This window comes from Kitasatospora sp. NPDC057223, assembly GCF_042669755.1.
Lineage (GTDB): Bacteria > Actinomycetota > Actinomycetes > Streptomycetales > Streptomycetaceae > Kitasatospora.
Genome location: NZ_JBHUWW010000019.1, coordinates 2758 through 28993, shown reverse-complemented (window position 1 = coordinate 28993; position 26236 = coordinate 2758). Strand labels below are relative to the sequence as shown.

Below are 26236 nucleotides of genomic sequence, written 5' to 3'. Positions count from 1 at the left end.
GCGATGCCAACCGCTCGTTCGTTGAGGCGGACTTCGCGCTTCTGCACTGGTTCCGCCGCCTGCAATCCGGTGGGAGATCCGCGCCAACGTCCACTAGGCGTTTCTTAGAGCTCGTAACACGATCTTGTAGTGCGGGGCGTCGTCCTGACTGCCTGCCACGGCCCCGTGGGGGCCGACGGCGTCTCGGCACGTGGGGCTACTGGGTGCGCTGCCCTGGCACCTTGCGCTCGCGGTCGCGTTTGAGGTCGAGGAGTTCCCTGAACAGGCCGCTGCCGGCGGCAAGTTCGGCGAAGGTGCCCTCTTCGGCGATCCTTCCGCCGCGCATCACGACGATGCGGTCCGCGAGGACCGCGTTGTCGAGGTTGTGGGTGACGAGGATGGTGGCGCGCCCGGCCGCGAGGGTGCGCAGGTTGTGGAAGATGCGGTGCTCGGCACGCGGGTCGAGGTCACTCGTGGGTTCGTCCAGGACGAGCAGGCCCGGGGCCCGGAGGGAGCGGTAGAAGGCGCGGGCGACGGCGATGCGCTGGAACTGTCCGCCGGACAGCCACTCCCCTCCCCAGAACGCACGGGCGAGCAGGGTGTTGAAGCCGGAGCGCAGGGTGGTGGCGACTTCGTCGGCGCCGGCCAGCGCGGCGGCGCGCTGCACGAGGTCCTGGCCGCCATCGTCGTGTCCGAGGTGGATGTTCTCGCCGAGGGTGAGGGGCCAGCGGGAGAACTGCTGAGGCACGAGGGCGACCCGCTCCCACAGTGCGTGGGGGTCCATCTCCTGGGTCGGTACGTCGTCCCAGCAGACCACTCCGGCGGTCGGGAGCGTCAGACCGGACAGCAGGCGCAGCAGGGTGCTCTTACCTGAGCCGTTCTCGCCGATCAGGGCGACGATCTCGCCTTGCCGGATCGTCAGGTCCAGCCCATCCAGAGTCGGGCGGTCGGCCCCCGGGTAGGTGTAGGCGATCTTGCGGGCCTCGACCCGGCGCGGGGCGTCGGGCTTGGCTGTGCCCCGGCGCATGGCGTGGCCGCCTGCCTCGGCCACGAAGTCGTCGAAGTCCCGCAGGTAGAGGCCGAGCCGGTAGAGGCGGGTGCCTCCGCCGACGATCCCTTGCAGTCCGGACCCTGCGGTGCGCAGCGCGAAGACGGCGGTGCCGGCGGCGGCGACGCCGACGTGGCCGGTGGCGAGGAGGGTGATGAGTGTGCCCCAGACCAGGACGGAGGCAGCTCCGGTGGCGAGGGAGCCGAGGAAGGAGATGCGGGCGGCGCGGTGGGCGGCGCGGTCGGTGGCGGCGTCCAGGCGTGCACCGGCCCTGCGGTACTTGGCGGTGAGGAAGTCCGCCATGGTGTCGGAGCGGATCTGGTCGGCGTTGTCGTCGTGGCAGAGGCAGTAGCGCAGCATGCCGAGCAGGCGGCGGTCGTCCATGCTCTCGACCGCCATCAGGTAGCGGATGCGGGCGGAGCGGGCCGCGACCACCCCCTGCGGAATGGACGCCAGGATCAGGAACGGCACGAGGGCGGGGTGCAGGGCTGCGAGGACGCCGGCGGCCGCGATGAGGGTGACAACGGAGGCGATGATCTCCTGCGCCACACCGAGAAGTTCTTGCGAGGAGTCGGCGCCGCGGTCGGCGGCGTCCCACCGCTCGGCGTAGCCGACCTGGTCGTATGCCTCCAGCTCGGCGGCCACGGACACGGCAAGCAGTTCCAGCTCCGCTTCGCGGGCGATGCGGGGCGAGAGCCGCTCGGAGATCGCGACGCTGACGGTGGCGAGCAGCGCCCGGCCCGCCGCGGCGAGCGCCAGGACCGTCACCGGCCACGCCCCGTCGCGGAGCTGGTCGGCGACCGGGCCGCCTGCCGGGGAGATGACGGCGCTGATGGCGCCGGTGGTCGCTCCCAGGGCCAGGGCCGCCAGCACGCCGGAGATCAGCTGCCCAGCGAGTAGGGCGCCGGTGGCCCGCCGGTCCACCCGCCACGTCAGCTTGAAGGTGCGGCGCACCAGCTGCGGGAGGCGCCGCATCATCGTCCATGCGGAGAGGTTGGCGGTGGCCTCCACGACCCGGTCGGTGCGGTACGACCAGCGGGCCTCCTCCGCGCCGTCGGCCTGCTGTTCGTCGGAGGACTTTCGCTCCTGTTGTTGCTGCTCAACCATCGGTGCTCCCTGGCTAGTCGGACATCGTGGTGATGCACGTGGACAGCCCGGCCGACGCCGCAGCGCGGTTATGCCGTGACCCGGCGCGGGGTGTGCGGGGGTAGCGGACTGGCCCCGGTGCGGGTGTCCGGAAGGGCTTGGTTCGTGGTGCGCCGCTGATCCTGGCAGCGGTCGGTCCGCCCGCCGGGCGTGTCCCGGGGCGGCTCACTCGATGTGATCAACCCCGTTTCTTGGTCGGCGAGTTGGTGGACAGGCGGTCTTGCCCTTGGGGCAGTTGGTGTCAGGTGGCCGTGTCGTCCTCCGGCTGGCCGGTGATAGGCAGGGCGGCAGGGCCACCTGCCTTCGGCGCCGTGATCCTCGGGTAGGTGCCGGGGAACGGCCCACGGTCCGGTGGAGTGAGTGGCGGGGGCGGATCGGGTGGGGGGCAGCGGCGGCACCGCGTGCGCGCGGGGAGCGTGGCCGACAGTTCCACCCAGACGATCTTTCCGAGTGGGGCGGCTGTGACTCCCCAGGTCCGCCCGAGGGTGCCGACCAGCAGCAGGCCGCGTCCGCTGTCAGCGAGTGGCACCGAGGACAGGAGGCACGGCAGGCTGGCGGAGGAGTCCCGTACCTCGATCCTCAGCGATCCGCTGGCCTGGTGGAGCACCGACAGTCCGACGTACCGGCAGCCGGTGTGCCGGACGACGTTGGTGACCAGCTCCGAGACCAGTAACTCCGCATCTGCCGCGGGGGCGGGCATGATCCAGCTGTTGAGGGTCTGCGTGACCAGAAGCCGCGCCTGGCCGGCTGCTTCCGGCACTCCCAGGAGGGTCCAGGAGCAGCCGTGGAAGCCCTTCGGTGCCAGCTCCGCCACCATGGCGAGTTCGGTCACGGGCCGCTCCGGTGCCGCAGCCGCGACAGTGTGCCAACGGCGCCCCTCAGCAGCACGGTGCTGACCTTCGGGCGCCGGTGGCGTCGCCCGGTGCTGACTTCGGAGATGCAGCGCGGCACGGCGGGGCTGCTGTCGGGTCTGGTCGGGGCGAGATCGGCGAGCAGGGAGACAGGGAGTGCGGCGGGAAGGGTCGGGTGGACGGTGGCTTCTCCGGTGTCCTTCCACAGCAGGTGTTCCCAGACGAGACTGTTCAGGCGGGCGATGCATTCTGCGCACGCGAACATCGGGGCGGAGGCGGCGGCTACGGTCACCGGGCCGATCCACATCACCGAGACCTCGTCGCGTCCGCAGTACAGCCAGCACCGGCCGGTGACCCACGGGTTCCCGTCGTTGGGGAAGGGCAGCTCCGGTCGCTCTGCCCGGGAGAGCGCCATGATCCCGGGGATGACCATCCGGGTGGGCAGCTCCACTCCCAGCGTGGCCGGGATTACGGCGCTCATCCCCCGCCCCTTCGCTTCTGTCCGGCCGTCTCGGAACGGGCAGCGCCTGCGCCTTCGAACCACTTGGCCACGCCAGAACCGGAGTCGGCCGAGCGGGCGTCGGCGGCCTGGAACAGGGGGCCGGTCGGGGCCGCGACTCTGGCGAACGGCGGAAGTCGGCGACGGCGCGGCAGGCGCTTCGCCGGCACCTGGTTGAGCGAAGCGAGCGTCACCACACGGAAAGTGGTGCCGGGCGTGGTGGGGGTGTAGACCCCCGGGTCGCACAGCGGCGCCGGGCGGTCGGATATCAGCGGGCTGAGCGTGAGTTGCGGAGGACGGGGCATGGTGGGGCCTTCGGTCGTAGTCGGGGCATGGTGGTGCCGTCGGCGCGCCCGGACGGCTGCGCCGTGCTGGCGGGGTTAGGGTTATTGACGGTGGATCCAGGCGGCTGCGGCAGCGCCGCGGCGGGCGCGTTCGGCAGGCGCGATGCAGGCCTGGGCGATGGCGGCGGCCAGGTACACGGGTTCGGGGTCGGCGGTCCAGCCGTTGGCGTCCCAGCCTCCGTTGAGGATGGCGTGCTTGGCGGCGGTGCCGGTCACGGCGATCGGTGGGCAGCCGTTGACCATCGCTTCCCAGAGTGTCGCGCTGGTGTCGGACGCGGCGGTGGTGATGTAGGCATCCGATGCTCGGTACACGGTCGGCAGTTGGCTGCGGGGGCGGTGTCCCGCGACGAAGACCGAGTCCGCGATGTTGTAGGTGTGCGCGAGAGCAAGGGGGTGCGCGGCGGTGGGTCCGTTGCGCGGTTGGTCGCCGCACAGGAGGAGGACAGGTCGCTGGTCGGGTGCCAGGGTGCTGCTCGCCGCAGAGAGTGCGGCGAACAGCAGGGGCAGCCGCTCGGCGGGGGTGAAGGTGCCCGTCCACACGAGCACGGGCCGCAGACGGGCTGCGCTCGTCCAGATACGTTCGAGGTCCGCGCTGCGGTAGGTGATGCGGGCGGTGCCGTCGGGGGTTGCCGCGCGCGGGTCGGTGACGAGCAGGCGCTCCAGGACGCCTGCCCGGGCGTTGGAACGCATGCCGGTCGGCCGGTGCGTCGTGGTGTCCACCCTCATCGACTGGTCGCGGTCGCAGCCGGGGGCAGCGGGTGGAGCGGGCATGGGCGTTGTTCTCCTCAGTAATGCTGGGCGGGCCGGGCTGCGCCGGCCCGCCGGATGCTGGGTGTCAGCTGGTGGGTCGGGGTCGTGCCCACTGCCAGGGGCGGTCCCCGGCGAGGCCCTGGATGCACGCGAGGCGGTGATCCGCTTCGGCGCGGGCTGCTGTGCTCTTGTCGGCGTGGCGCAGGGAGAACAGGCACGCGGACAGCGAGCGGACGTCGCGGATCATCCGGTAGCCGTGGGCCCACTGCGTGACGTCCGAGCGGTAGACCTGCCGGAACGCTGCGTAGGCGTCGGTGGGGGCTCCGAAGGTGTCGGTCTGCCAGGCGGCGGTGGCCTGGTCCCATTCGCGGTGTCCGATGGACAGTCGTTCGAGGTCGATGAGGTGCGGCCCGTTGGGGGTGACCATGGTGTTGCCCGGCCCGGAGTCGCCGTGGATCACGCAGGTGGCGGTGGGCCAGTCCAGGGCGAGCCAGTTCTCCCGCAGGTCGGCGGTATAGGCGCGCAACCAGTCCTTGGCGTCGTGGGTGGTCTGGGCGGCCTCGATCTGCGCGGGGAACAGCAGGAACGGGTTGTAGGTGGGCAGCGGAAGGTGGTCGGGGGTCGGGACCGGAAGGTTGTGGAGGTCGCGGAGGATGCGCGCGATCTCGCCAGGGGTAGTGGGGCCTCCAGCGCCGAGGTCGGTCCAGAAGGTGACGGGCCTGCCGTCGACGATGATCGGCTCGGAGTGCCGGGGCAGGGCGACGGGGATGTGGTTGGCGTACAGCCAGTAGGCGCCTCGGACTTCGTTGCGGGCCACGAGTGCGGTTCCGGGGCCGTGGACGCGGGCGACGACGCCGGTACCGGGCAGGCGCCACATGGCGTTGTCCATCGCGCGGATCAGCTGGGCGCCCTGGGACGGGAAGTCGGTGTGCTGGCAGGCGGTCTGGAGGACGGGCAGGGTGTCGCCGACGGTGCTGGTCGTCGTGACGGTCATGGCGTGCGACCCTCCTTTCTCGGTGGAGGCTCGGGCCTGTTCAGGCGGTGGCGAGAGACGGGTTGGCGAGCGCACGGGCGAGGTGTTCGAGGCCGAGGCTGTTGGCGCCCTTGACCAGGACGACAGCGGGCCCGTCGCCCTGGTGAAGGAGGTCCGCGATGAGCTGGAGTGCGCTGTCGCGGTCGGTGGCGTGCGCGGTGTGGGCGACGCCCGCCTTTCCGGCGGTCAGGCCGAGGAGCTGGGCGTTGTCGCCGCCGACGGTGACCAGATGGGTGATGCCGTTCTTGGCGGCTTCCCAGCCGACGGACTCGTGGAGTTCTGCTGCGGAGTCGCCGAGTTCCTTCATCTCGCCGAGGACCGCGTAGCGGGGGCGTCCGCCGGCCATGCTGTCGAGGGAGCGCAGCGCGGCGATCACGGACTCGGGGCTGGCGTTGAAGGCGTCGTTGATGACCAGGGTGCCGTCCGGGCGGTGCAGGGGTTCCATGCGGCCGCCGGAGACGATGGTCGCCTCGGCGAGCGCGGTGGTGACGGTGTCGAAGTCGACGCCGGCGGCAAGGGCGAGGGCTGCGGCGGCGAGCCCGTTGGTGACGTGGTGTCGACCGTGGACGGCGAGTTCGACCGGCGCGGACCAACAGCGCCAGGTGAGGGTGAAGTGCGGGCGGCCATCCTCGGTGAGTTTCACGTCGTCGGCGCGGACGTCGGCGGTGGGCGCGGTGCCGTAGGTGAGGACGGTCGCGGCGGTGTGCTCGGCCATGGAGGCCACGAGGGGGTCGTCGGCGCACAGGACTGCGGTGCCGGTGGGGGGCAGCTGCTCGACGATTTCGCGCTTGGCTTCGGCGATGGCCTCGCGGCTGCCGAACTCGCCGAGGTGGGCGGATCCGATGGGCAGGCAGCAGGCGATGCTCGGCGGTGCGATGGCGACCAGGTGCGCGATGTGTCCCTTGCCTCGGGCGCCCATCTCCAGCACCAGGTGCGCGGTGTCGGGCTCGACGCGCAGCACGGTAGACGGGAACCCGATCTCATTGTTGAAGGACCGCATGTTGGCGACAGTGGGGCCCTTCTTCTCCAGGATGTGCAGGAGAAGGTCCTTGGTGCTGGTCTTCCCGGCGGACCCGGTGATGGCGAGGACGATGCCGGTGTAGCGGCTGGCCGTGAAGTGGGCCAGGTCAGCCATGGCGGTGAGGACGTCGTCGACGACGATGCACGGGGTCCCGGGGATGGGCCGCTCGGTGATCGCGGCGAGCGCGCCAGCGAGGACGGCCTGATGGGCGTGGTCGTGGCCGTCGGTGTTGGTGCCGCGCAGGGCGGCGAACAGGCTGCCGGGCTCGACGTTGCGGGAGTCGAACGCGAGGGGTGCGCCGGTGTGGGCGTTGGCGTCGGGGACGTGGTGGAGGGTGCCGCCGGTGGCGGCGGCGGCCTCGGTGAGGGTCATGGGAAGCATGGGCGTGTTCTCCTCGGTGTCGGGCGGTGAGGTGGCCGCCCCGGTCGGGCCGGGGCGGCCGGTGGTCAGCGTGAGTGCAGGACGACGCCGCGGCGGGCGAAGAACCGGTCGAAGACGCCCCACTCGACGCGGTGCTTCTGGGACACGTTCGGCAGGCCGGAGGGGTTGTGGATCGTGATGGTGCGCTCGTCGGCGGCGACGGCGAGGACGAGGTGCCCGCCGCGGCTGGGCGGCGCCGGGTCGAGGGTGCGGATCGATTTGTGGACGGACAGGATCGCGAGCGCGCCGTCTGCGATCTCCTTGCGGATCACGTCCTCGGTCAGGTCGCTGTCCACCCGTGCTCCGAGGCCCCACCGGCTGGTGGCGTAGTCGGCGAACGGCCGGTAGATCAGACCCCCGGTTCCCGTCCCGGCGTCGTTCACTTCGTATGCCCTCGCGTCCACCAGTTCCCTCACGAGCGGCATGGCCGGCAGCGGCGGTCCGGCACGCCAGAACCCGAGCGCCATCCGCAGGCAAGCGACGCCGCAGCTGCGGGGCGCCCAGAAGGCGTACTCCTCCAGGCTGGCGGCACCGCTTCTCGCCCACTGGGGGTCGTCGGCTGCGGTCCTCGTGCCGGCGGCGATCTCCTGGATGAGCTGTGGTGACTGGTACTGGCTGTAGTAGGGCACGTCGGTGCCGGGCCCGGTGGTCGTCATGGCGTCAGTTTCCGCTCACGGGAGGTAGGCGGGCTTGGAGAACGCCGAACGCAGGATGTGGACCATCAGATCGGGGTACGAGATGCCCGCCGCCCGCGCCATCGTGGCGAGGTTGCCGTGCTCGGACAGGCCGGGCAGCGTGTTGATCTCCAGCACGGCGGCCCGGCCACCGGGGGTGACCATGAAGTCGACGCGGGAGACGCCGTGCGCGCCGACGAGCTGGTGGACGCGCTTGGCCGTCGCCTGCATCTGCCGGGTGAGGCCGTCGGGCAGGTCGGCGGGGCAGGTCTCGGTGCGCAGGGTCAGGTCGTGCTTGGCGTCGTAGTCGTAGAACTCGCGGTCGGTGCGGACGTGAAGGACGGGCAGCGCGGTGAGGGCTCCGTCGATCTCGATGAGGCCGACGGTGCACGGCGAGCCGTCGAGAAGGGGCTCAGCCATGTAACGCTCGTAGGGGTGGACCTTGGCGCGTTCGAGGAGGTCGGTCATCTGCTGCTGGTCGTGGGCGACGCCGGCTTCGAGCGAGCCGCCGCCGGAGACCGGCTTGTAGAACACCGGGTAGCCGAGGGAGTGCTTGATCATGTCGAGGGTGGCGGCGGTGGACAGGGCGGGATTCAGTTCCGCCCACCTGGGGGTGTCGATGTGCTGTGCCGCGAGGAGGGTCTTGAGGGCGGTCTTGTCCATGCCGGTGGCGGAGGCGAGGACGCCGGAGCCGGTGTAGGGGACGCCGTACAGGTCGAGGGCGCCCTGCATCTTGCCGTCCTCACCGCCGAGGCCGTGCAGGGCGAGGAGGGCCACGTCGATGCTGCGGGCGAACTGGTCGACGGGCACCTCGGCGACGTCGATGAGCTCGCCCGTCAGTCCGGCCTGGGCGAGACCCTTCGCGGCGGCTGCTCCGGAAGCGAGGCTTCCGGGCCGCTCGGGGCTGTTGCCGCCGCACAGTACGCCGATGCGCAGGTCCTGAAGCGGCGGGGTCGCGGGGTTGCGGCAGTCCGACGTCACAGTGGACACGGGCGCTCTCCGATCTGTTTGTGGTTGTCGGGGCCGGCTTCGTTGCCGGTCCCTGGACGCTCTGCCGCGCGCAGGTGCGGCAGAACGGCGTGGCCCGCGCGGTCCCCTCCGGCGCGCAGGGTGTTGCAGGCTGCCTTGCGGGAGGCGGCTTTCCGGACGTGCGTGCGCTCTCTCACGGGGCTGCGTCCGGCATCAGCCGCTCTGGCTGCTGCCGGGAGGAGTTCAGATGGCGAAGCAGTGCCCGGCGCGGAGGAGTTGCGCGCGGGCCGTATTCAGGACACCGGCCAGTTGGAAAGCGTCCGTCAGGACGGGCTCGCGTCCGGGGCCGGCCCGCGGTGCGTACAGCCAGTCCCGTCCGGCGGCGCGCAGATTCGGCGGCGGGCACTTCACCATGCGCGTCGATTCGCGGGAGCCGTCGAGGAAGGCTGTGCCAGGGCCCTGCCAGACGGCGGGCAGGGCGGGCGCCAGGAACTCGACGGCGTTCAGGGAGTGGTTGGCAATCACGGGGCCGAGGAACTGCGGCTGCCGCCGGAGGAGGAGATGGAACGTGGCCCTGCCGAGCCGCTCATCGAGGACGCGGACGACGGCGAAGGACCGGCCGACGGGAACGGGCACGGCAGCACCGGCATTCCAGGCCGTCCACGTCTTCTCCGGATCCCGGGTCTGGCTGGCGAGCCAGCGGGCTCCCGCGATCAGGAGCTGCACCGGCGGGGCCGGCGCAGTAGCTAAGGCAGAGGTGTTCATCGTTCCGAAGTTCCTTGCTGGTGAGTGTGGTTGGACCTGGCCCGGGGCCCGAACGGACGGGTCCCGGGGCGAGCGCCGCCGGCCCGAACGGGAGTCGGCCTGGCGGCCCGGCCCGCCACGGGGGACGAACGGGCCGGTGGGCGCCGACGGACAGGGACCCCACCCGGGCCCGGCCGATCCATCGGCAGTCGAGGGGCTGTGCATGTGCGTGCAGAGCGGGCATCACGGGAAGGTCTGGGGTGTCCCAGCCTGTGACGCTGCTGAGCCGTCCTGCCTTTCCCAGTGGAGGGACAGTCGGGCGTGGTTGTCCCGGAGGCGGGCTTGCGGGCCGATGCAGGGCCGGCGTCGTTGATCGGCCCGTCCGGCAGCGGCTTCTCATCTGGCACGCGGGGAGGAGGGTGCTGCCACCCCTGCAGCGCAGGAGTTGATCCCGAGTTGCCTGCAGCAGAACACGGACCGCAGGCAGCCGGAGGTCGTGCGGCAGCAAGGCGAAGCGGCTCCCGGCTGAGGTCAGGCCGCGCGCTCCACGGGGGCTGCGCGCGTGCGGGGGGACGGGCGAATCGAGCCGACCCGTATGCCGGGGACCGCCGTCCGCAGCATGGTGGCCGCCCGCAGGGCCGCGATGCGCCCGGTCACGTTGGCCCGGCGGTCGGTCGGCAGTTCCGCAGCCCGCTGCGTGACCTCGATGGGGGCCCTGCTGTCGCCGAGCAGGATGATCTCGAACCAGACCTCGCGCTGGATCCGGCCGTCCTCGTCCAGCCTCGGCGCCCATCCGTTGGCGTCGGAGTAGGTCTGCACGATCAGCAGTCCGCGTCCGCCAGCGGCGTCCACGTCCTCGTCGGTTCGTACGGTCGGGATGGTTCCGCCGCGGCAGGGGTCGGTGACGGTCACCCGCAGCACACCACGGTTCCGGTCGACGGCGGCCTCGACGTGCAGGGTCTCGGTGTCGGATTCACGGCCGACGCCGTACCGCAGCGCGTTGGTGACCAACTCAGAGGCGCAGAGCCGGACAGCTTCGCCCTGTTCCCTGGTCAGGGGTAGTCCGGCCAGCGCCAGGTCGGCAGCGAGCTTGTTGCGGGTCGCGCCTACGGAGGCGCATCTTGCAGGAATCTCGATCTTCGAGATCACGGTGTGCATGGCAGATCCTCCGGGCCGGGCTGATGGTGCGGCTGGGGGTGAATCCGATTGCAGCCGTTCGGCCGCCGAAGGCTGCCAGCTGCTCAGCCGTGGATCACTGAGCAGGGACAACCCTCATGCGCTGACGCGCGGGGCGTTGGTCGAACAGCATGGCGAGGCTAGATGACTAGTGTCACCATTTGCTCGCTGTGTGTTGCGTCATCAGGATGCAGGCTGACGGGCCATCACCGCAAGGCGCATCGTAGAAATATGAAAACTTTCAGATACTGGGGATAGGTGATGGCCCTAAGCTCGGAGCGGTGGTGGCGAAGCACTACCGGTGCCGTGCACACTGGTGCCTGGACAGCTCTGGAGGGGTTACGTAGATGGCCGCAGTACCCGCCGTTCGGTACCGCCGTATCGCTGCTGAACTCAAGAGGTTCCGAGAGCTCAAGGGCCTGTCCGCCGAAGAGGTAGTCGCGCAAGTCGAGGGCATCAACCTGGTGAAACTCTCGCGGTACGAGAACGCCAGGGTCCAGCTGAAGCCCGACGTGGTCAGCGCCCTCCTCAACTTCTACGACTGCGATCCCGAGCTTCACGAAGTCCTCGTCGACATCCTGCGCGACAAGCACCGACCCAGCTGGGTGGCCGGCTTCGAACAGCTCAACCCTCTTCATCACGATCTGATCCGGCTTGAAGAGACTGCGGTCGAGAACAAGTCGTACGAGTCGTCCTACATCCCTGGACTGCTCCAGACCCGCCAGTACGCCCACGCGATCATCTCCAGCGGCATCTTCAAGACGCCCAGCGTGGAAGCGCGAGTGGACGTCCGGATCAACCGGCAGTCGGTCCTGACCCGGTCCGAGAACCCCTTGAAGCTGTGGGTGGTCATCCACGAGGCCGCGCTGACCATGCGGGCGCCTGACGGCGTGATGGCTGACCAGCTCGACAAGCTCATCCAGTGGAGCAGCCTCCCGAACATCACCATCCAGGTCATGCCGTCGCTTGCTCCTCCGCATCCCGGCATGAACGGGCCCTTCACTCTCCTGGAGTTCCGCCAACGAAATCTGGACCTCGTCCTGCTGAGCGACATGCTCGCCAGCAACTGGGTGGAGAAGCCCGACGACGTGGACGTGTACCGCAATGCCTTCGGCGAGATCATGGCGAACGCCCTGGGCCTCGACGAATCCCTCAAGCTCATCCGCGAGAAGAGAGATCAGATCAAGTGACCTATCACCCCGTCGCCTCGGTTCTGCCCGTGCAGTGGAGGAAGGCAAAGGCCAGCAACCCCAACGAGAACTGCGTGGAAGCCGGAGCCCTCGGTGACGCGATCGCGTTCCGGGACAGCAAGGACCCGCACGGTCCCGCGCACAGCCACGCACCGGCCGCCTTCGGCGCGTTCGCTACTGCCGTCGGCAACGACACCCTCGTCCCGGTCGCCTGACCTGGCGTACCGGCACGGTGCGGCCCGACACCCTTGTGCGTGTCGGGCCGCACTGCTGCCTGCCGAGTCCCTGATCCCGGTTGGGCGTCCGCTGCCGAGCCCGCTGTTCGAGAAGGGCCTGCCCGGGGGGGCTGGCCGGCACGCTCAGGTCAGGTTGTCGAACTCGCCCTTGGCCGCGCCCGACTTGAAGGCCGCCCACTCGTCCTGATCGAAAACCAGCGGCGGCGCGGACGGGTCGGAGCCGTGCCGCATCACGATGTACTCGCCGACGAAGGCGACCTGAGGGCCCTCGGGGGCTTCCGGCGCGGCGTACCAGATGGCGCCGCTGAGGTCGAGGTCGTGTGGCTTGGGAACCTGGCTCAGGTGGGACGGGTCGGGCACAGCCGGTCTCCTGGGTGCGGGCGTTCACGGAGTTGCCCGCGCGCTTGGCGAGCCTCCCCCAGTATCTCTTGGGCCAGGGCACTGCTTCCCCGTTCGTCAGGTGGTGCGGCGGTGCCGGCCGGGCTTCTTCGGCGTCGGTGTGGCGGCAGGCCGCATCACCCCGTCGCCTTCGATGTTGTGGAGGATGCGCTGCGCGGCCGGGTAGTCGTCAGCCATCGTGTCGGGCAGCCACTGGTATCCGTCCCAGCGCATGATCAGCCTGGGCGCGTTCCGGCGGACGTGCGCGCCGCCGGTGGTGCCGTCCATCGGGATGGCCTTGAGGGTGCCCACCGGGCGGCGCATGGCCTCCCAGCGAGTGGCCCACTGCTCCAAGGGTTCATCGTCGTGCACGTGCTGTTCCTCGTGGTGTTGGTGGGCGACCCCCTCAGGGGGTCGGGACGTGCGTGGCGCAGCTCGGGCGTTGCTCACAACGGCTGCGGGAGGATATCGGGCTTACAGCGGCCGAGCCAGAAGCGGCGGCCGAGGGCTCTGTTGGCCGGGCAGTCCCGGCGGTCCGGGGGGCGTGGTCAGGTGATGCGGTGTACCCAGCGGAGTTTGGGCTCCTCGCCGATCCAGTAGGTGTGTGCCTGGGGGGTGATCTGGAGGCGTACGTCGGTGATGGCCGGCTGCCCTGCTTCGCGCCAGGCGGTGATGGCGTCTTCGACCGTGTCCCACAGGGCGATGGGGCCGCCCTGGCGGAGGGTCCAGGAGCCGTCAGCTTCGGTCAGCTCGGCGAACGACTCCCGGGCGGTATCGAAGAGGTAGGTCCGCGGGCGGCCGTCGGCGGTGGTCGCTCGGGTCAGCTGCGCGCCGGGGGCGGTGAGCTGGGTGAGGAACGCCGGCATCCACTCGCCGAGGACGGCTGGGCTGATGGGGGTGGGGCGTTCACTGTCGGGGTAGGCGGCGCGGGCGGCGAGGTCGCCGTCGAGCGGGCGGTCGGCTTGGGAGCGCGCGGGCATGAAGGAGCTGCGGGCGATGATCCGACCTTCAGCGGTGCCGTCGTCGTTGACGGTGACCTTGGCCAGACCCGTGCCGTAGGTCCAGGAGCCGACGGTGGCCAGCACGGTTCCGCCGGGCCGGGTCTGGCGAACCCACGTGTAGGGGATACGGCGAACTGCGCAGGTCGCGATGACCTTGTCGTAGGGCGCTCGGCGGGGGTGGCCGAGGAGGCCGTCGCCGGTAACGGTCCAGGTGGAGTGTCCGGCTTGTTCGAGCGCGGCGTCGGCGCGGGAGGCCACGTCGGGGTCGACTTCGATGCTGGTGACGTTGTCCTCGCCGAGGCGGTGGCAGAGCAGCGCGGTGGAGTAGCCCGTGCCGGTGCCGATCTCCAGAACGGTGTGGCCGTCGTGGAGATCGAGAGCCTCGATCATGGCGACGACGGTGACCGGAGTGGTGGAGGAGGAGGTGGGGAAGCCGGCGAGCGGTTGGGCGACCTGGTCGGCGGTGAGGTGGTTGTCGAGTTGGGTGACGAGGGATTCGTCGAGATAGGCGATCCGTGCCCACTCGGTGGGGTTGGTGCCGAGCTGGGTACGCGGCTGCCAGCGTCCGTCGTCGGTGGGCAGGAACACCCCCGGGTGGAGGAACAATTCGCGCGGGGTCGCTTCGACGGCGGCGCGCGACCCGGGTGTGGTGAGGTGGCCCGCGGCGGCGAGGCGGTCGGCGAGGGCAAGCCGGTGGGGCCGGGTGTCGATGGTCATGGTGTTCCTCGGGTGAGCAGGTCGGCGAAGGCGGCGGTGAGGGGCAGGCCGGTTTCGTCTTCAAGCCACCCCCATTGGCCGTTGGGGTTGAGCTCCAGCCAGTGGTAACCGCCGTCGTGGTCGAGGACAAGGTCGAAGGAGCCCGAGACGAGGCGGAAGTGCTCCAGGTAGGCGAGGAGCGTCTTCTCGATCGCTGCGGGCAAGGTGATGACGGTGTAGGTCAGGACCTCGTAGTCCAGGCGCCAGTCGAGCAGGTCGGAGTCGATGCGGACGGCGAAGACTCGGGCGCCGGCGATGACGACCCGGATGTCGGCAGCCTTGGCTATGCGGCTCTGGAACAGGTGCGGGACGACGGTGATCCGCTCGTCGATCTCGTCGGCAGTGACCGGCTCGGTCCAGGTGGTCATGCCGACGCCGTCCTGCTGGTAGGGCGTCCACCGCAGCGTCTTGTAGACGACCTGGTCGTGGGCCTTGATGAACTCACGTGCGTCGTCAGGACTGTTGGTGACCAGTGTCGGTGGGACGGTGAGGCCGAGGCGCTGGGCGACGGCGAGTTGGAGGGGCTTGTGTTCGGCTGTCCGGTTGTGGAGTGGATGGTTGACGAACAGGCACTCCGGCAGGGCGTAGAGGGTCCCGCCGAGGCCGAAGCGGGTCTGCGCGGTGGCGAAGCGGGCATCCGCCGTGTTGAGGTGGTCGAAGGTGGGCCAGTGAGGGCGTCGCCAGTACAGGGATCGAATGCCGGTGAGGTCGGCGCTGCGCGAGGGGGTGCGCAGCTGCCCGGCCGGGGAGGCCGGGCAGCTGCCGAAGCGGGCGGAGACCTGCATGCTGGTGCCGATGTCGGCGGGATTGAAGCGGATCACCTCCGTGCCGCGCCGGTTGAGTTCGGTGATGACCATGTCGGCGGTCATGTCGTCCGCCGCGGTGGCCACGGCCACCGGTCCCGTGCCCGTCATCGTCATCAGTCCTGTTCGGAGTCCTGGTCGTGGTCGCTGTCGTTGCGGGAGTCCTGGTTGGTGGACTCGGGCCGGGTCTCGGTGCCCTTGCTGGTGCCGTGCTTGCCCATCTCCACGACCAGGCCGTCCTGGTCGAGGAACACGGCGACCTGAGTGTCCGGGTCGAGGATGACGGTGGTGTAGGGCTCGACGGTCACCGACGGGTAGGGGCGGAGCCTGTCCAGGCCCCAGGGGCGGGGTGCGGTCGTGATGCTCATGGCGCTTCCTTCCTCGTGCGTTCATTGCGCGCGGGGGCGGGAGCCCGCAGTGGGTTCGTCGCCGGTCCGGGTCGGCATCTGTCCCGCCCGGACTGCGGCTCCATGGGCCCCGCAATGTGTGATCGACCGTAGCGGCACGGTCGCGGAGGGTTCCAGAAATTTGCGCGGAATTGCGGCCCACGTGCCGGGCCGTCGCCATGACCAGCTCACCTCCCGGCGTCCGGTGGCGCACGGGGCCGCCGACGTACCAGGCTGGCCGCGAGGCATGCAGCTCACGTCCATGCGGGCGCCGGTCGGCCCCTTGACGGTGGGCACTCACTCGGGAATCGTCAGGCAAATCCGTGCAACCGCATTGCGAAAGGAAGTTGACATGCCGCTACGGTTCATCGGGATCGACCCCAACACGGGGGACGACGAGTGCCCGACGGTCTGGTACGACGACGAAGCTGGCGAGATCGTCGTACAGGGCTGGAAGGCCGACGACAAGCTGCGCGCCAAGTGCCTGGAGACTGGAAGCATCCCTGACACGGAGGATGTGGTCCGCCTACCGGCCCGCATGGTGCCGATTTTGAGGAAGGCTTGCGATGCCGCCGACGGTTCCGACGTTCGCTGATCACCTGGCTGCCGCCCAGTCCACCGCCGTGCACCTGGAAATGCGCGACTCCTACAGCGTGGCGAAGGAGGTGGAGGCGTTCACCGCGTGGAGGGATGGCTTCCGGCACGACCCGGCTGACCGCGCCTCCTGGTGGCGTCCGTGGCTCACCCTCATTCAGGAGACAGTGAGCCGCGGCGTCGAAGTTCGCCGCGCCCGGATCGTGTCCGAGCCGGTGTCGGAGTACATCCGCTTCGAGCACTCCGGGACATTCACCAACGTCGCCGCCGGCGAGCAGGTCCGCTGGCTCCCCCGCAGCCAGGCCTCAGACATCGCCCTGCCCGGCAACGACTTCTGGCTGTTCGACAACAGACTGGTGCGGTTCAACCACTTCAGCGGCGAGGGAGAGTCCGCAGGCCCGTCCTTCAGCGACGACCCGGCGGTGGCCCAGCTGTGCGCCACCGCGTTCGAAGCGGTGTGGCAACGGGCTGTTCCCCACGAGAAGTTCACCGTCTGACTGCACAACATCAGCCACCGCAGAACGATGCCGACCTCCCCGTCCTCCAGCGCCCAGGCAGCCCGTGTTGCCCTCGCCGCTCGTCTCGGCGAGCTGCTGCGCGATGCCGGCCTGAAGGGCGGGGAGTTGTCCGCCCGCTGCGGCTGGCACCCCGCCAAAACCTCCCGCATCCTCCACGCCAAGATCAACCCTTCGGACTCCGATATCCGCGCGTGGTGCCGGGCCAGCGGCGCCGACGATCAGGCCGACGACCTGATCGCCTCCAACCGCGCAGCGGACTCCCTGTACGTCGAATGGCGCCGCCTCACCCGCACAGGCCTTCGCCACGCCCAACAGGCCCGGGTGCCGCTCTACACCAACACCAGCCTGTTCCGGGCCTACTCCTCCCGTGTTGTCCCTGGGGCCCTGCAAACGCGCGAGTACGCCGGCGCCCTGCTGCGCACCGTTGCCGACGTCCGCCGCACCCCGGACGACGTGGCGGACGCCGTCGAAGCGCGCCTGGCGAGGTCCAGCGTCGTCTTCGAGGGCGGCCGGCGGCTCGTCGCAGTCCTGGAGGAGTCCGTCCTGCGGTACCGGATCGGCGACGAGACGGTTATGGCCGGACAGCTCGGCCATCTTCTCCGGGCCATGTCGATGCCGTCGGTGTCGCTGGGCGTCATCCCGTTCACCGTGCAGCGCACCATGTGGCCGACGGAGACGTTCAACCTCTTCGACGACCGGCAAGCCGGCGTGGAGCTGCTGTCCGCCCAGGTCTCCGTGACCGCGCCCACCGATGTCGCGCTCTACACGCAGGCTTTCACCCGGTTCGCTCAGCTGGCCGTCCACGGATCGGCGGCCAGATCGCTGATCACCGCGGCACTCGCCGATCTTGGATGAGCTGTTCGGCCTTGCCGGAGCGAATCACCCGGGCCGGGGTTCGAAGGCAGGCCGAAGCGCAGCGTCTATTCTCTGGAAGGCCAGTCGGCTGGACGGCGAGCGGGGTCCGGCGTGACCGGCGGGGTGGCTTCCGTGGCGCTGGGTGGCGGTGTCGCGGCACTCATCGAAGCGAGAAGGGCTGCACGCAGGCCAGCTTGGCGATCGGCTTCCACCGCCGTGTAGGTGGTATCGACAGGCGGCGCGGATCGCTGCCGGTCCTGTGCGCCGAGGCGGAGGCTGTGCCCGCAGTGGTCTGCGGCCTGGATGAGGATGGGCGGCGAGGCCGGTTCGGGCCACGCAATGATCAGGTAGTCCTCGACCGGCTGGTCGGTGACGGCGTGGAGCGCATTGTCCCGGCCGCGGGCACAAACCAGGAGCCTGTACCAGCCGGGGCCGTCGGGAGACAGCAGTGGCAGGCCGGGCACCGGGCCATCGTCCAGGGATTCCACCCGGAGAGTGCCCTGCGGCGCGTAGACGCTGGCTTCGGCGACCTCCGACCATCCCCCAAGGTCGCTACGCGGGTCGGGCCGGTGAGCGACTCGGACGGCGGTGACGCGTACCGGCCCCCTGTCGATGCCGGTGTGGATTCTGGCACCGGTTGGCATGGTGATGATCAGGCCGGTGGAGTAGTCGGCGGGCTCCCCCGGGATCGCTCCGGCGTCGAGGACGCCGAAGGAGCCGTCCGAGGCCCGTACCCGTACCGGCTGCTCCTGCACCGAGTCCTCCTCACCGTTGGCGGTCACTGCCATTGTTCAGGATAGGCGTCGCACCCCGTGAGGGGCGGGAGTTGGGCGGGAGCACGCGAAGGCGCAGGTCGGCGCTCCCGCCCAGCGGTGGCTTAGGCCACGACGAGCACCCGGTAGGGGTCGCCGTCCAGGATTCGCTCGGAACGGTAGAACTGCGACATCGTTCCGCCCTGCGAGTTGTTGTCAGTCTCGTTGATCATGCAGGCGCTGACGCCGGCGGGGCCGGTCTGCTGGGGGAGGTTGAAGGAGCAGCCGTCGAAGGTGCGGCGGGTGCCTCCGGCGGTCAGCCCCTGGTAGGAGGAGGCGAGGGGGTACTCGTCGCAGCTCTTGCCGGCGATGCTCGGAGCGTCCCCGCATGCCGCGTTCCGGTTGGCGTCGATGACGGACTGGTTGGTGGTGCGGGTCAGCGGGGCCGCGAAGGTGCCGCCCGGCAGACCGGATGCCTGCGCGCGGGCTACGTGGTTGGCGAGGTCCGGGGTGGTGGTCTGGCTGTAGTAGACCGGTGACGGGTACCACGGCACGACGCACCCGGTCTTCGGGTTGCCGGCGGTGGCGTTGTCGCAGCGCACGTTGTCGCGGGCGTAGTTCACGGAGGCCGGGGTGTAGCCACCGGGGGTACGGAGCGTCAACTGCCACGTGGTGGTGCAAGTCCCGACGGCGCCGGGCGTGGTCGCGGTGGTGTTGTAGAACGCCTCGCCGATGCGCCAGGTCTGGGTCGGCTGGAGGGGCTGCGCGGGGAACGAGGCACTGGCCAGAGTGCAGGAGCCGCTGGGCGAGGCTGCGCCCTCGACCGTCGCGTTCAGCGCAGCGCCCCACCCGGAGTAGGCGACGGCCTCGACCTGGTGAGCCCAGGTCGGCAGCCCCTTGTCAGTGTATTCGTAGTTAATCACGATCATGTTGGCGACGCCGGTGACCGACGTTGACCCGTTGAGCGTCAGATAGGTGGTGAAGGTCAGTCCCACTACCTCACATGCCTCGGCACGGAGCCCGAAGACGCCCTTGTATGCATTGTCGATGCACCATGACGGAATCTGCGCGGATTGCGCGAGTCCGGGCCTGCTCGCCGCTTCGATCAGGGCGTCCTTCGGCACCGACGACGCCGTGAGGCAGCTGACGCGAGCTGCCTTGGCTGGCTCGCACGCCAACTTGGCGACGAGTTGTGCGGGCTCGTTCGGCCCGGGGGCGGGGCGATCGCCCAACTCCCTTGTCGTAATGGCAGCGTGAGCCCCAGCCTGCGGGCTGTCAGCTGCGTTCGCTGCACCCATGACCGAGGCCGCCAAGGCCCCAGCGGCAGCGATGACGGCAAGACGACGCAAGATCAACGGTCGGCCCTCTCCAGATTCCGCGCGACCCTCATGAACTGCCTGATGCAGCACGGTCCGCGGGTACAAGCAGAGGCTACGTGCACTCACTTCACATACCCATCAAAAGAATTCGTCCACGACTGAAAGAGTGTCAAACTTGGCGGGATCACAGCCTTGAATGACCCAGTCCGCTTTCTGATCCACAAAGGGAATGCGACTTCTCAGTTGGGAGAAATTCAAATCCGTCGTTGTTGCCCTAGGTCGACCACTGTGGTCGGCGGCGATGCTGCGGGGTCCGGTCGGAGGCCAAACGCCCTGGTGCACCGGGGGTGGGAGATCGGCCACTGGGCGGCGTCCTCGACCGCACGCAGGGTCCGGCCCGCCTTGTCCGGGTCGGGGTGGCTTGTCCGCCCGCAGTGGAAGCCGTCGAAGACCTCCACGAGTTGGACGCCCTGTTCGCGGGCGACGGCGAGGGTGCCGGCGTTGTAGGCGACGGCGTTCAGGCGAGGGTCGCGGCTTCGGCCCAGGCCCGGACCGGCACGCGGGCACGCGGGCACGCCTCGGTAGACGACGCGGTCGAAGAAGTGGGCGGCCGCGAGTTGATCGGCGAGGCCTTGGCGACTTGGAGGTCGGTGCGGCACTTCGCGGTAACGGTGTGCGCCGCCCAGCAAGCGATCACACGGCCGGCTCAGCGCGGGTGCCGCTGCGCAGCGGCGACGCGCGGTGCCGTCCTCACCCAGGGTGACCAGGCCTGGGATCTCTGGGTGAGGACGAGCATGCCGTCGAGTGTGGGCCGGAGTAATGGTGACGAGCGGGCCAGCCGGGTGGCGTCAGCTCCGACGGTTGCTGCGGGCCTTGAGGACGGTGCCTGCCGCGTATCGCCAGTGCGAGCCCCGCAGCCCACCAGACAGCTACTGACGTTCCGGTGCCCGGAAGTCCGCCTCCAGGGTGAGGCGAAGAGTGCTGCCTGGCCGCGAATGCTGGCAGCGCGCCGCCGACCGCCCGGACCGGGTCCGCCCACGGCGCGGGCGGGCCCTCCTCTCCAGTGAATCCGCGCGGCCGACGCCGCCGACGGTGATGGGGAGAGGCGGGGAGCGGCGTCACCCATTCGGCGGGTCCATTGTTCGAATTTCGGCGGCTACGATTCCAGTGCTCCGGCGGAAGAAATTGCAGACTGAAATTGCAGAAGGCCTTGACCTGCTGCACTGGAGTTCCGGTCTGACTATTCGGACCATCGGAAATTATCGAACAGGGAGAGGGTTGTTAATCATGAAATACCGGAACGGGATGCCGGCGGGATCGATCGCCGGGCCATGGGTGAAGAGCCGGGTCAGCGCGCAGAACGGCCAGTGCGTCGAGCTTGCAGGTGCGGACGCTGGGCAGGTGGCGTTCCGTAACTCGACCGACCCGCAGGGCCCGGCGCTGCTGTTCACGCCCGGCGAGTTCGCGGCGTTCCTGGACGGCGCGAAGGGCGGGGATTTCGATCATCTGCTGAAGGTCTGATATTCCTGTAGGAATATCAGATGCTGACACGCGGGCCCCGGTTCATGGGAAGATGCGACCGATAAGATGGCTCATCTGATGGGGGTCCGCGTGTCACGCGATCTCGGCGCATCATCCGCGGCAGGCAACATTGTGCCGCTCTTCCGGGCGGGCGCCGATCCGGCGCAGAACCCGACGCTGGCGCACGTCCTGGTCGGCGCCCTGCTGCGCGCACGGCGACTGGCCGCCGGCCTGAACCAGACCGAGGCCGCGCGGAAGGTAGGGTTCTCGAATCCCAAACTGAGCCGCCTGGAGCGGGCCGAGATCGTGCCCAAGCGCCGCGACGTCGAGGACCTCGCCAAGTTGTACAACCTCTCGCCCCGGGACGAGGCGCAGCTCATCATGCTCGCCACGATGGCGAAGGAGCGGACCTGGTGGGCGAGAGCCGGCGTCCAGGTCCCCCCGTTCATGGCGCACCTGGTGGGGCTGGAGCCTGCCGCATCCGCGCTGTGGACCTACGAACTCAAACTCGTCCCGGGCCTGCTGCAGACCCCCGCATACACCCACGCCCTGATGACGGGAGGCCAGCGCAAGTACGACCCAGCGGTGGTCGAGGAGCGCCTGGCTCTGCGCCACGGCCGGCAGGAGCGGTACTTCGCCGATCTGCCCAGCTCCGTCTTCCTCCTCGACGAGAGCGTCCTGCTGCGCTTCATGCGGGGGCCGGGCGTCATGGCCGGGCAGATCGACCATCTGCTCACGCTCGGCGAAGACCCGCGCATCGAGATCCGCTTCGTGCCGTTCACCAGTGACCCGGCGGTCGCGGGCAACATCGGCTCCCTGACGCGCCTGGCGTTCGCCGCGAGCACCGGCCTGCCCGACCTCATCTACCTGGAGAACGACGAGGCCGGCCGCTACTTCGCCAAGGGCGAGCAGCCCGACGAGAAGGAGAAGGACGGCCCGTCGTTCGACCACTACCAGACCACGATGATCACGCTGCTCGCCGAGGCGGCCAGCCGGGAGGAGAGCGTGAAGATGCTGCAGGTGGCGCGCCGACGGCTCAGCGCCTGAGCGGCATCACACGCGCGCCACGCCCCCGAACTCGATCACCTCATGGGACCGCTGCGGCCGGTGCAGTTCGGAGTCCGGCCGCCAGTAGGTGACATCGCACAGGTAGGGATCCAGCACGGTCATGCCGTCGAAGTAGGCGCGCACGTCCTCCTTCTGCCGCACCCGGCCCCAGTTGTCCCCGGTCCCGTGCCTCATCAGCTCCGTGATGCCATGGCGAACCGATTCGTCATCGCTGACGAGCTGGCAGATGACCATGTAGCTTCCGGGCGCCAGGCGCTCGCGCACCCGCCGGATCATCTCCTGCGGCTCCTCGGAGTCCTTGAGGCAGTGGATGACCGAGACGAACAGGGCCGCGACCGGTTCGGCGAAGTCGATGAACCCACCGGCACCGGCCTCCTCGAAGATCCGGCCGGTGTCGGTCATGGAGGCGTCTATGAAGCGGGTTCCGGAGTTGACGTCGAGCGAGGTGCGGCCGTAGGCGATCACGATCGGGTCGTTGTCCACGTACGCGACCCGCGCCTCGGCGTTGGCCTCCTGGGCCACCTGGTGCACGTTGGGCTCGGTCGGCAGCCCCGAGCCGTGGTCGATGAACTGCCGGATGCCGCGCTCGGCAGCGAGATGGCGCACCACACGCTGCAGGAACCACCTGTTGTTGACGGCCAGCTCACCGATGCTCGGCGCCGTGCGCAGGAGTTCCTCGCACGCGAGCCTGTCGGCTTCGAAGTTCAAGGTCCCACCCAAGAGCAGGTCGTACATGCGCGCCGCGCTCGGGATGGACGTGTCGATGGCATGGCTGGGCCCATGCCCTGTGCTGCTACCCACGGTGCCCCTTCCGTGGTCGAAACAACCCCGGGGGCTCCCGAGGAAGTTGGGGACCCATCGTAGGCAGGCAGACCGCGCACCACCATGCCCCCAGCGGGTGAATGGTGGCGCGCGGTGGCGCACCATGGCGAACAGGAGCGCATCGGTGCAGGTGGCGCGCCCTTGCCCGCGCCATGGCGCAGATGTACGAAATCTTCTCTGACCGAACGTCCGTCTCAGCCGCGGTCGAGCACACGAGCCGCCGCCCGCAGGCCGGCCCGCACCGCCCCCTCCTCCACCCCCATAAGGTGCGCGGCGGTCTTCGGTTCAAGGCCGAGCCGATAGTGCAGCACCGCCGCATCCGCGGCGGGATCGGGCAGCGCCCGGTGAAGCCGGTCGCCGCCGGCCGCCCGGCAACTCCGGTCGGACACCACCTGGCGCAGGAGCACCCAGCAGACAGCCATCGGCTGCGGGCACCGCAGGACCGCGTCCCAGCCGTCCGCGACATACCCGAGCGCCTGCTCCACCGCTTCCGCGCACAGGTCCTCGTCCGACAGCCGCACCTGCGCGTACTGCCGGTACCGCAGTGCGTACAACTGCACGAACGCCTGATAGTCGTGCCGAAAACAACCGGGGCGGCCAGAGCCGGCGCCCCGCGATGAACAGCCGGGAACCCCGACCGAGATGTGCGACCACACGCGTCTGCCCGCCGCCCTCCGAATCAGCTGCCAGGGCCAACGTGCGGCCCTCCCACCGGGAGGGCCGCACACCGGATCAGCGGGACCGGGCGCGCTGCAGGCGCACGACCACGCCACCCGCGAGCTGGACCAGCGCGAGCACCAGGAACCCGCGCGAGGGCGCCACAGGAGTGCTGCCGAGCGCCAACCACACCGCGAACGGCACGGCCACCACCCCGCTCAAACGCGCATCCACCGCGATTACCCCGAACGAGCGCGCAGCGCCGTCGGGCCGGAAGATCCTGCTAACTTGGAGCGTCTCGGAGGGCGGCAACTGCCGCCGCCCCCCGCGGAATCGATCGAGCATCGTACTTCTCTCGGTGTTGATCGGTTGAGGGGCCCCGGGAGCGGGGGGCAACCGCCCCCGGGGCTGCGCCGCATCTGCGGCGACAACATCAACGTACCGGCAGATTTCCAGCCCACCCGTCTCTGCGCCCCGAAGTGAAATTCCTTTTATCCCAGGCGCAGTTCGGTCGAGGAACGGCCATCATCCACAGTCCTTCGGGAAGTTGGCGAAGCCTTCCGGTCAAACCTGAACAAGACCAAGACCCCCCATCGCGGACCCGCTCTGTGCCACACCGCACGCGCCCACAAGCCGTCCGGCACCCCCCGCCCCACGCCGCCGTCATAGCGCAAGCCGCCCGTCGGTTCCTGGCCGATCTCCCCCACGCAGCAGACGACCGGTCAAGATGCCGGAAACGGCCCCGAAGACTTGATCTCAAGCCTCCAGCAGGAGACGCCTGCGCCCCGGTCCTCCCGGGGTCGGGCCGCGCCGGCTCGCCCCGCCCCCCGTGCGTGTGCGGCCGGGTCCCGCCTGCACAGCAGGCGGGACCCGGCCGGGCGGACGCTGTCAGAGCTGGCCGCGGTAGCCGCCGGTGGCGGTGCCCTGCTCCTCGATGAAGTGCTTGAACCGCTTGAGGTCGCCCTTCACCTGCCGGTCGAGCACGCCCATCATGTCGGCGGCCTTCTCGGCCATGCCGCCGGGCTGGAAGTCCATCTCCATCAGCACCCGGGTGTGCGTCGCGTCGATCGGCTCGAACCGCACCATGCCCGTCTGCTTCACGTCACCACTGGTCGTGCGCCAGGCGACGTGGTCGTCGGGGACCTGGTCGACGATCTCGGTGTCGAACTCCCGGGACACCCCGGCGATCTTCGTCTTCCAGTGGTTGTGCCGGGCGTCGAGCTGGGTGATCTCCTCCACCCCCTCCATGAACTTCGGGAAGTCCTCGAACTGCGTCCACTGGTTGTACGCCGTGCCCACCGGCACCGCCACGTCGATCTGCTCCTGCACCTTGCTCATCGCGTCCACTCACCTTCGAGTCGCTTCGTAGCTGTCGGAACTCCGTGGCCGGTCGCAGTTACGCCTGCGCCGACCGCTCGCCCGTATGCCGGGCTCGTACCGATTTCGCCCTCAACTGCTGCCGTCGGCAACCCGGGGGCCCTCAGCCCAGCACGAACAGTGACCATCGCCCGGCACCGTCCGGGCGGCTGCCCGCGTCAAAGGCGGGCGGGGCGGGCGCTCGTGTGGCGGTGGCCGGCGGGCGGCGCGACAGTGGAGAGGCAAGCGCGTCAGTGGAGGTCGTCGTGATCGTCCTCGGAGTCATTCTCCTCGTCATCGGCTTCATCGCCGGTATCTCCGTCCTGTGGAGTATCGGCCTCGCCCTCGTCGTCATCGGGCTCATCCTCTGGGTGCTGGGCGCTGTCGGCCACGAAGTCGGAGGACGCAAGCACTACTGGTAGAACCCACTGTCACCGCGGATACGGCGGGCGGACCATTCGCTTGCCGCGTCGGCAGTCCTCATCGAGACCGCGGGCTGCGAGGTTCTGGACGAGCGCGCCTGGCCATCGCAGGGACTTCTTCCCGCATGGCGCCGCGGCTCGGATTGGGCGAGAACGATCGCCGAGGTGGTGGTCGGGGTGTGCCTGAACGCCCAGGTTGCCGGGGAGCGGCCTGTCGTGGGCGGGATCCGTCGGCAGCGGGATCGGCGCTGATCGCGTCCAGCCGCCGCGGAACACGGCAGCGACGGCAGCGGGCAGGCCCGTCGCCCCTGAACCGTCGGGTTCGGCCGGAGCCGGAATCTCCTCCGTGTTGTTCGGGGCGGGCATGTCCTGCCCGGGGCGGGGCAATCGGGCCTGTGAGCGAGCGTCGCGCCGGGAACAGCCCGCGCTGCGCCGCATGACGAAGGGGACGGCAATGAGCGGCACCGACATCTGGGACTTCCGCAGCACGGCCGGCCACGTCTCCGGCACCGACCTGGTGGGCTTCCACGTGGAGGCGACCGACGGCCACATCGGCAAGGTCGACAAGCTGTCCGAGGAGGCCGGCTCCCGGCACCTGGTGGTCGACACCGGACCGTGGATCTTCGGCAAGCACGTCCTGCTGCCCGCCGGCACGGTCTCGCGGGTCGACGAGGACGACAAGAAGGTCTACGTCGACCGCACCAAGGACGAGATCAAGAGCGGCCCCGCGTACGACCCCGAGAAGCACGACACCGCCGACAACGGCTACCAGGACTCCTACACCGGCCACTACGGCCCCTACTACGGCGAACCCGTCTGACCCGGGACCCCCGCACGACGGCGGGCCGCCACCGACACGGTGGGGGCCCCCTTCGCAGCGCCGGGTGACGCGTTCTCTTATAAACAACTCACGCACCCGCACAAATAACTAGTGTACATCTCGGTCGA

30 protein-coding genes are annotated in these 26236 nt (G+C 69.7%); 9 read left to right on the top strand and 21 right to left on the bottom strand.

Going from position 1 to position 26236, the window contains the following annotated elements; all coding sequences use genetic code 11:
- Nucleotides 1-196: 196 nt before the first annotated feature.
- The 10 genes from ACFUK0_RS10405 to ACFUK0_RS10360 form a co-directional block, all read right to left on the bottom strand.
- On the bottom strand, nucleotides 197-2134 hold the full coding sequence (locus ACFUK0_RS10405) for an ATP-binding cassette domain-containing protein (protein WP_380248263.1): 1938 nt from the start codon (nucleotides 2132-2134) through the stop codon (nucleotides 197-199).
- A 280-nt stretch (nucleotides 2135-2414) separates the two neighbouring features.
- Nucleotides 2415-3005, bottom strand: coding sequence for an ATP-binding protein (locus tag ACFUK0_RS10400; protein ID WP_380248262.1), 591 nt, complete (start codon nucleotides 3003-3005; stop codon nucleotides 2415-2417).
- Complete coding sequence (locus ACFUK0_RS10395) at nucleotides 3002-3505, bottom strand: hypothetical protein (protein ID WP_380248260.1); 504 nt, start codon at nucleotides 3503-3505, stop codon at nucleotides 3002-3004. The genes ACFUK0_RS10400 and ACFUK0_RS10395 overlap by 4 nt, the downstream gene beginning before the upstream one ends.
- Nucleotides 3506-3909: 404 nt before the next feature.
- Complete coding sequence (locus ACFUK0_RS10390; protein WP_380248258.1) at nucleotides 3910-4638, bottom strand: glycosyltransferase; 729 nt, start codon at nucleotides 4636-4638, stop codon at nucleotides 3910-3912.
- Nucleotides 4639-4702: 64 nt separating this feature from the next.
- Nucleotides 4703-5611, bottom strand: a complete 909-nt coding sequence (locus ACFUK0_RS10385; RefSeq protein WP_380248256.1) for a phosphotransferase family protein — start codon at nucleotides 5609-5611, stop codon at nucleotides 4703-4705.
- Between the two features lie 40 nt (nucleotides 5612-5651).
- A complete protein-coding gene (gene murF / locus ACFUK0_RS10380) occupies nucleotides 5652-7052 on the bottom strand; it encodes a UDP-N-acetylmuramoyl-tripeptide--D-alanyl-D-alanine ligase (protein ID WP_380248254.1) in 1401 nt (466 codons plus the stop codon).
- A 65-nt stretch (nucleotides 7053-7117) separates the two neighbouring features.
- Entirely contained in the window at nucleotides 7118-7747 is a 630-nt protein-coding gene (locus ACFUK0_RS10375) for a C39 family peptidase (RefSeq protein WP_380248252.1), read from the bottom strand.
- A 15-nt stretch (nucleotides 7748-7762) separates the two neighbouring features.
- Nucleotides 7763-8755, bottom strand: coding sequence for a D-alanine--D-alanine ligase (locus ACFUK0_RS10370; RefSeq protein WP_380248250.1), 993 nt, complete (start codon nucleotides 8753-8755; stop codon nucleotides 7763-7765).
- Nucleotides 8756-8977: 222 nt separating this feature from the next.
- Nucleotides 8978-9499, bottom strand: a complete 522-nt coding sequence (locus ACFUK0_RS10365) for a hypothetical protein (RefSeq protein ID WP_380248248.1) — start codon at nucleotides 9497-9499, stop codon at nucleotides 8978-8980.
- 510 nt (nucleotides 9500-10009) lie between these two features.
- Nucleotides 10010-10636 carry an ATP-binding protein gene (locus ACFUK0_RS10360; RefSeq protein WP_380248246.1) on the bottom strand — a complete coding sequence of 209 codons (627 nt, stop codon included), beginning with the start codon at nucleotides 10634-10636 and terminating at the stop codon, nucleotides 10010-10012.
- 365 nt (nucleotides 10637-11001) lie between these two features.
- On the opposite strand from ACFUK0_RS10360, the gene ACFUK0_RS10355 reads away from it, so the two are divergent.
- Both ACFUK0_RS10355 and ACFUK0_RS10350 read left to right on the top strand, forming a co-directional pair.
- A complete protein-coding gene (locus tag ACFUK0_RS10355) occupies nucleotides 11002-11844 on the top strand; it encodes a helix-turn-helix domain-containing protein (protein ID WP_380248244.1) in 843 nt (280 codons plus the stop codon).
- Complete coding sequence (locus ACFUK0_RS10350) at nucleotides 11841-12059, top strand: DUF397 domain-containing protein (protein ID WP_380248242.1); 219 nt, start codon at nucleotides 11841-11843, stop codon at nucleotides 12057-12059. Before ACFUK0_RS10355 ends, ACFUK0_RS10350 begins: the two co-directional genes overlap by 4 nt.
- 144 nt (nucleotides 12060-12203) lie before the next feature.
- Here ACFUK0_RS10350 and ACFUK0_RS10345 read toward each other — a convergent pair whose 3' ends face one another.
- From ACFUK0_RS10345 to tgmA, 5 genes are all read right to left on the bottom strand, one after another.
- Nucleotides 12204-12440 (bottom strand): DUF397 domain-containing protein, encoded by a 237-nt coding sequence (locus tag ACFUK0_RS10345; protein WP_380248240.1) that lies wholly within the window; start codon nucleotides 12438-12440, stop codon nucleotides 12204-12206.
- A gap of 96 nt (nucleotides 12441-12536) precedes the next feature.
- Nucleotides 12537-12830, bottom strand: a complete 294-nt coding sequence (locus tag ACFUK0_RS10340) for a DUF6087 family protein (protein ID WP_380248238.1) — start codon at nucleotides 12828-12830, stop codon at nucleotides 12537-12539.
- A 176-nt stretch (nucleotides 12831-13006) separates the two neighbouring features.
- Nucleotides 13007-14176 carry an ATP-grasp peptide maturase system methyltransferase gene (tgmC, locus tag ACFUK0_RS10335; RefSeq protein ID WP_380248236.1) on the bottom strand — a complete coding sequence of 390 codons (1170 nt, stop codon included), beginning with the start codon at nucleotides 14174-14176 and terminating at the stop codon, nucleotides 13007-13009.
- Nucleotides 14173-15129 (bottom strand): ATP-grasp ribosomal peptide maturase, encoded by a 957-nt coding sequence (gene tgmB, locus ACFUK0_RS10330; RefSeq protein WP_380248234.1) that lies wholly within the window; start codon nucleotides 15127-15129, stop codon nucleotides 14173-14175. The genes tgmC and tgmB overlap by 4 nt, the downstream gene beginning before the upstream one ends.
- Before the next feature lie 5 nt (nucleotides 15130-15134).
- Nucleotides 15135-15386 carry a putative ATP-grasp-modified RiPP gene (gene tgmA, locus ACFUK0_RS10325; RefSeq protein WP_380248232.1) on the bottom strand — a complete coding sequence of 84 codons (252 nt, stop codon included), beginning with the start codon at nucleotides 15384-15386 and terminating at the stop codon, nucleotides 15135-15137.
- A gap of 370 nt (nucleotides 15387-15756) precedes the next feature.
- Between tgmA and ACFUK0_RS10320 the strand changes: the two genes are divergently transcribed.
- Genes ACFUK0_RS10320 through ACFUK0_RS10310 form a run of 3 tightly spaced genes read left to right on the top strand, consistent with a single transcriptional unit; the run spans nucleotide 15757 to nucleotide 17371 of the window.
- Nucleotides 15757-15999, top strand: coding sequence for a hypothetical protein (locus ACFUK0_RS10320; RefSeq protein WP_380248230.1), 243 nt, complete (start codon nucleotides 15757-15759; stop codon nucleotides 15997-15999).
- A complete protein-coding gene (locus tag ACFUK0_RS10315; protein WP_380248228.1) occupies nucleotides 15971-16495 on the top strand; it encodes a DUF6879 family protein in 525 nt (174 codons plus the stop codon). The genes ACFUK0_RS10320 and ACFUK0_RS10315 overlap by 29 nt, the downstream gene beginning before the upstream one ends.
- A 27-nt stretch (nucleotides 16496-16522) precedes the next feature.
- On the top strand, nucleotides 16523-17371 hold the full coding sequence (locus ACFUK0_RS10310; protein WP_380248226.1) for a helix-turn-helix domain-containing protein: 849 nt from the start codon (nucleotides 16523-16525) through the stop codon (nucleotides 17369-17371).
- A 65-nt stretch (nucleotides 17372-17436) separates the two neighbouring features.
- On the opposite strand, the gene ACFUK0_RS10305 is transcribed toward ACFUK0_RS10310, so the two are convergent.
- Together ACFUK0_RS10305 and ACFUK0_RS10300 are read right to left on the bottom strand one after the other, a co-directional pair.
- Nucleotides 17437-18159 carry a hypothetical protein gene (locus ACFUK0_RS10305; protein ID WP_380248224.1) on the bottom strand — a complete coding sequence of 241 codons (723 nt, stop codon included), beginning with the start codon at nucleotides 18157-18159 and terminating at the stop codon, nucleotides 17437-17439.
- A gap of 89 nt (nucleotides 18160-18248) precedes the next feature.
- Complete coding sequence (locus tag ACFUK0_RS10300) at nucleotides 18249-19118, bottom strand: hypothetical protein (protein WP_380248222.1); 870 nt, start codon at nucleotides 19116-19118, stop codon at nucleotides 18249-18251.
- Nucleotides 19119-20729: 1611 nt separating this feature from the next.
- Between ACFUK0_RS10300 and ACFUK0_RS10295 the strand changes: the two genes are divergently transcribed.
- The gene (locus ACFUK0_RS10295; protein WP_380248220.1) at nucleotides 20730-20963 is read left to right on the top strand and encodes a DUF397 domain-containing protein; all 234 of its coding nucleotides are present in this window, start codon (nucleotides 20730-20732) and stop codon (nucleotides 20961-20963) included.
- Between the two features lie 90 nt (nucleotides 20964-21053).
- A complete protein-coding gene (locus tag ACFUK0_RS10290; protein WP_380248218.1) occupies nucleotides 21054-22010 on the top strand; it encodes a helix-turn-helix domain-containing protein in 957 nt (318 codons plus the stop codon).
- 6 nt (nucleotides 22011-22016) lie between these two features.
- Here ACFUK0_RS10290 and ACFUK0_RS10285 read toward each other — a convergent pair whose 3' ends face one another.
- The 4 genes from ACFUK0_RS10285 to ACFUK0_RS10270 all read right to left on the bottom strand — a co-directional run bounded on the left by ACFUK0_RS10285 (nucleotide 22017) and on the right by ACFUK0_RS10270 (nucleotide 24848).
- Nucleotides 22017-22832: an SAM-dependent methyltransferase gene (locus ACFUK0_RS10285; RefSeq protein ID WP_380248216.1), complete on the bottom strand. Its 816-nt coding sequence runs from the start codon at nucleotides 22830-22832 to the stop codon at nucleotides 22017-22019.
- A 215-nt stretch (nucleotides 22833-23047) separates the two neighbouring features.
- Entirely contained in the window at nucleotides 23048-23413 is a 366-nt protein-coding gene (locus tag ACFUK0_RS10280) for a hypothetical protein (protein ID WP_380248214.1), read from the bottom strand.
- 172 nt (nucleotides 23414-23585) lie between these two features.
- Nucleotides 23586-23732: a hypothetical protein gene (locus ACFUK0_RS10275; RefSeq protein ID WP_380248212.1), complete on the bottom strand. Its 147-nt coding sequence runs from the start codon at nucleotides 23730-23732 to the stop codon at nucleotides 23586-23588.
- A gap of 666 nt (nucleotides 23733-24398) precedes the next feature.
- Nucleotides 24399-24848, bottom strand: coding sequence for an SRPBCC family protein (locus ACFUK0_RS10270; protein WP_380248210.1), 450 nt, complete (start codon nucleotides 24846-24848; stop codon nucleotides 24399-24401).
- A 284-nt stretch (nucleotides 24849-25132) separates the two neighbouring features.
- On the opposite strand from ACFUK0_RS10270, the gene ACFUK0_RS10265 reads away from it, so the two are divergent.
- On the top strand, nucleotides 25133-25288 hold the full coding sequence (locus ACFUK0_RS10265; RefSeq protein ID WP_380248208.1) for a DUF6131 family protein: 156 nt from the start codon (nucleotides 25133-25135) through the stop codon (nucleotides 25286-25288).
- 454 nt (nucleotides 25289-25742) lie between these two features.
- Entirely contained in the window at nucleotides 25743-26108 is a 366-nt protein-coding gene (locus ACFUK0_RS10260; protein ID WP_380248206.1) for a PRC-barrel domain-containing protein, read from the top strand.
- Nucleotides 26109-26236 lie beyond the last annotated feature (128 nt).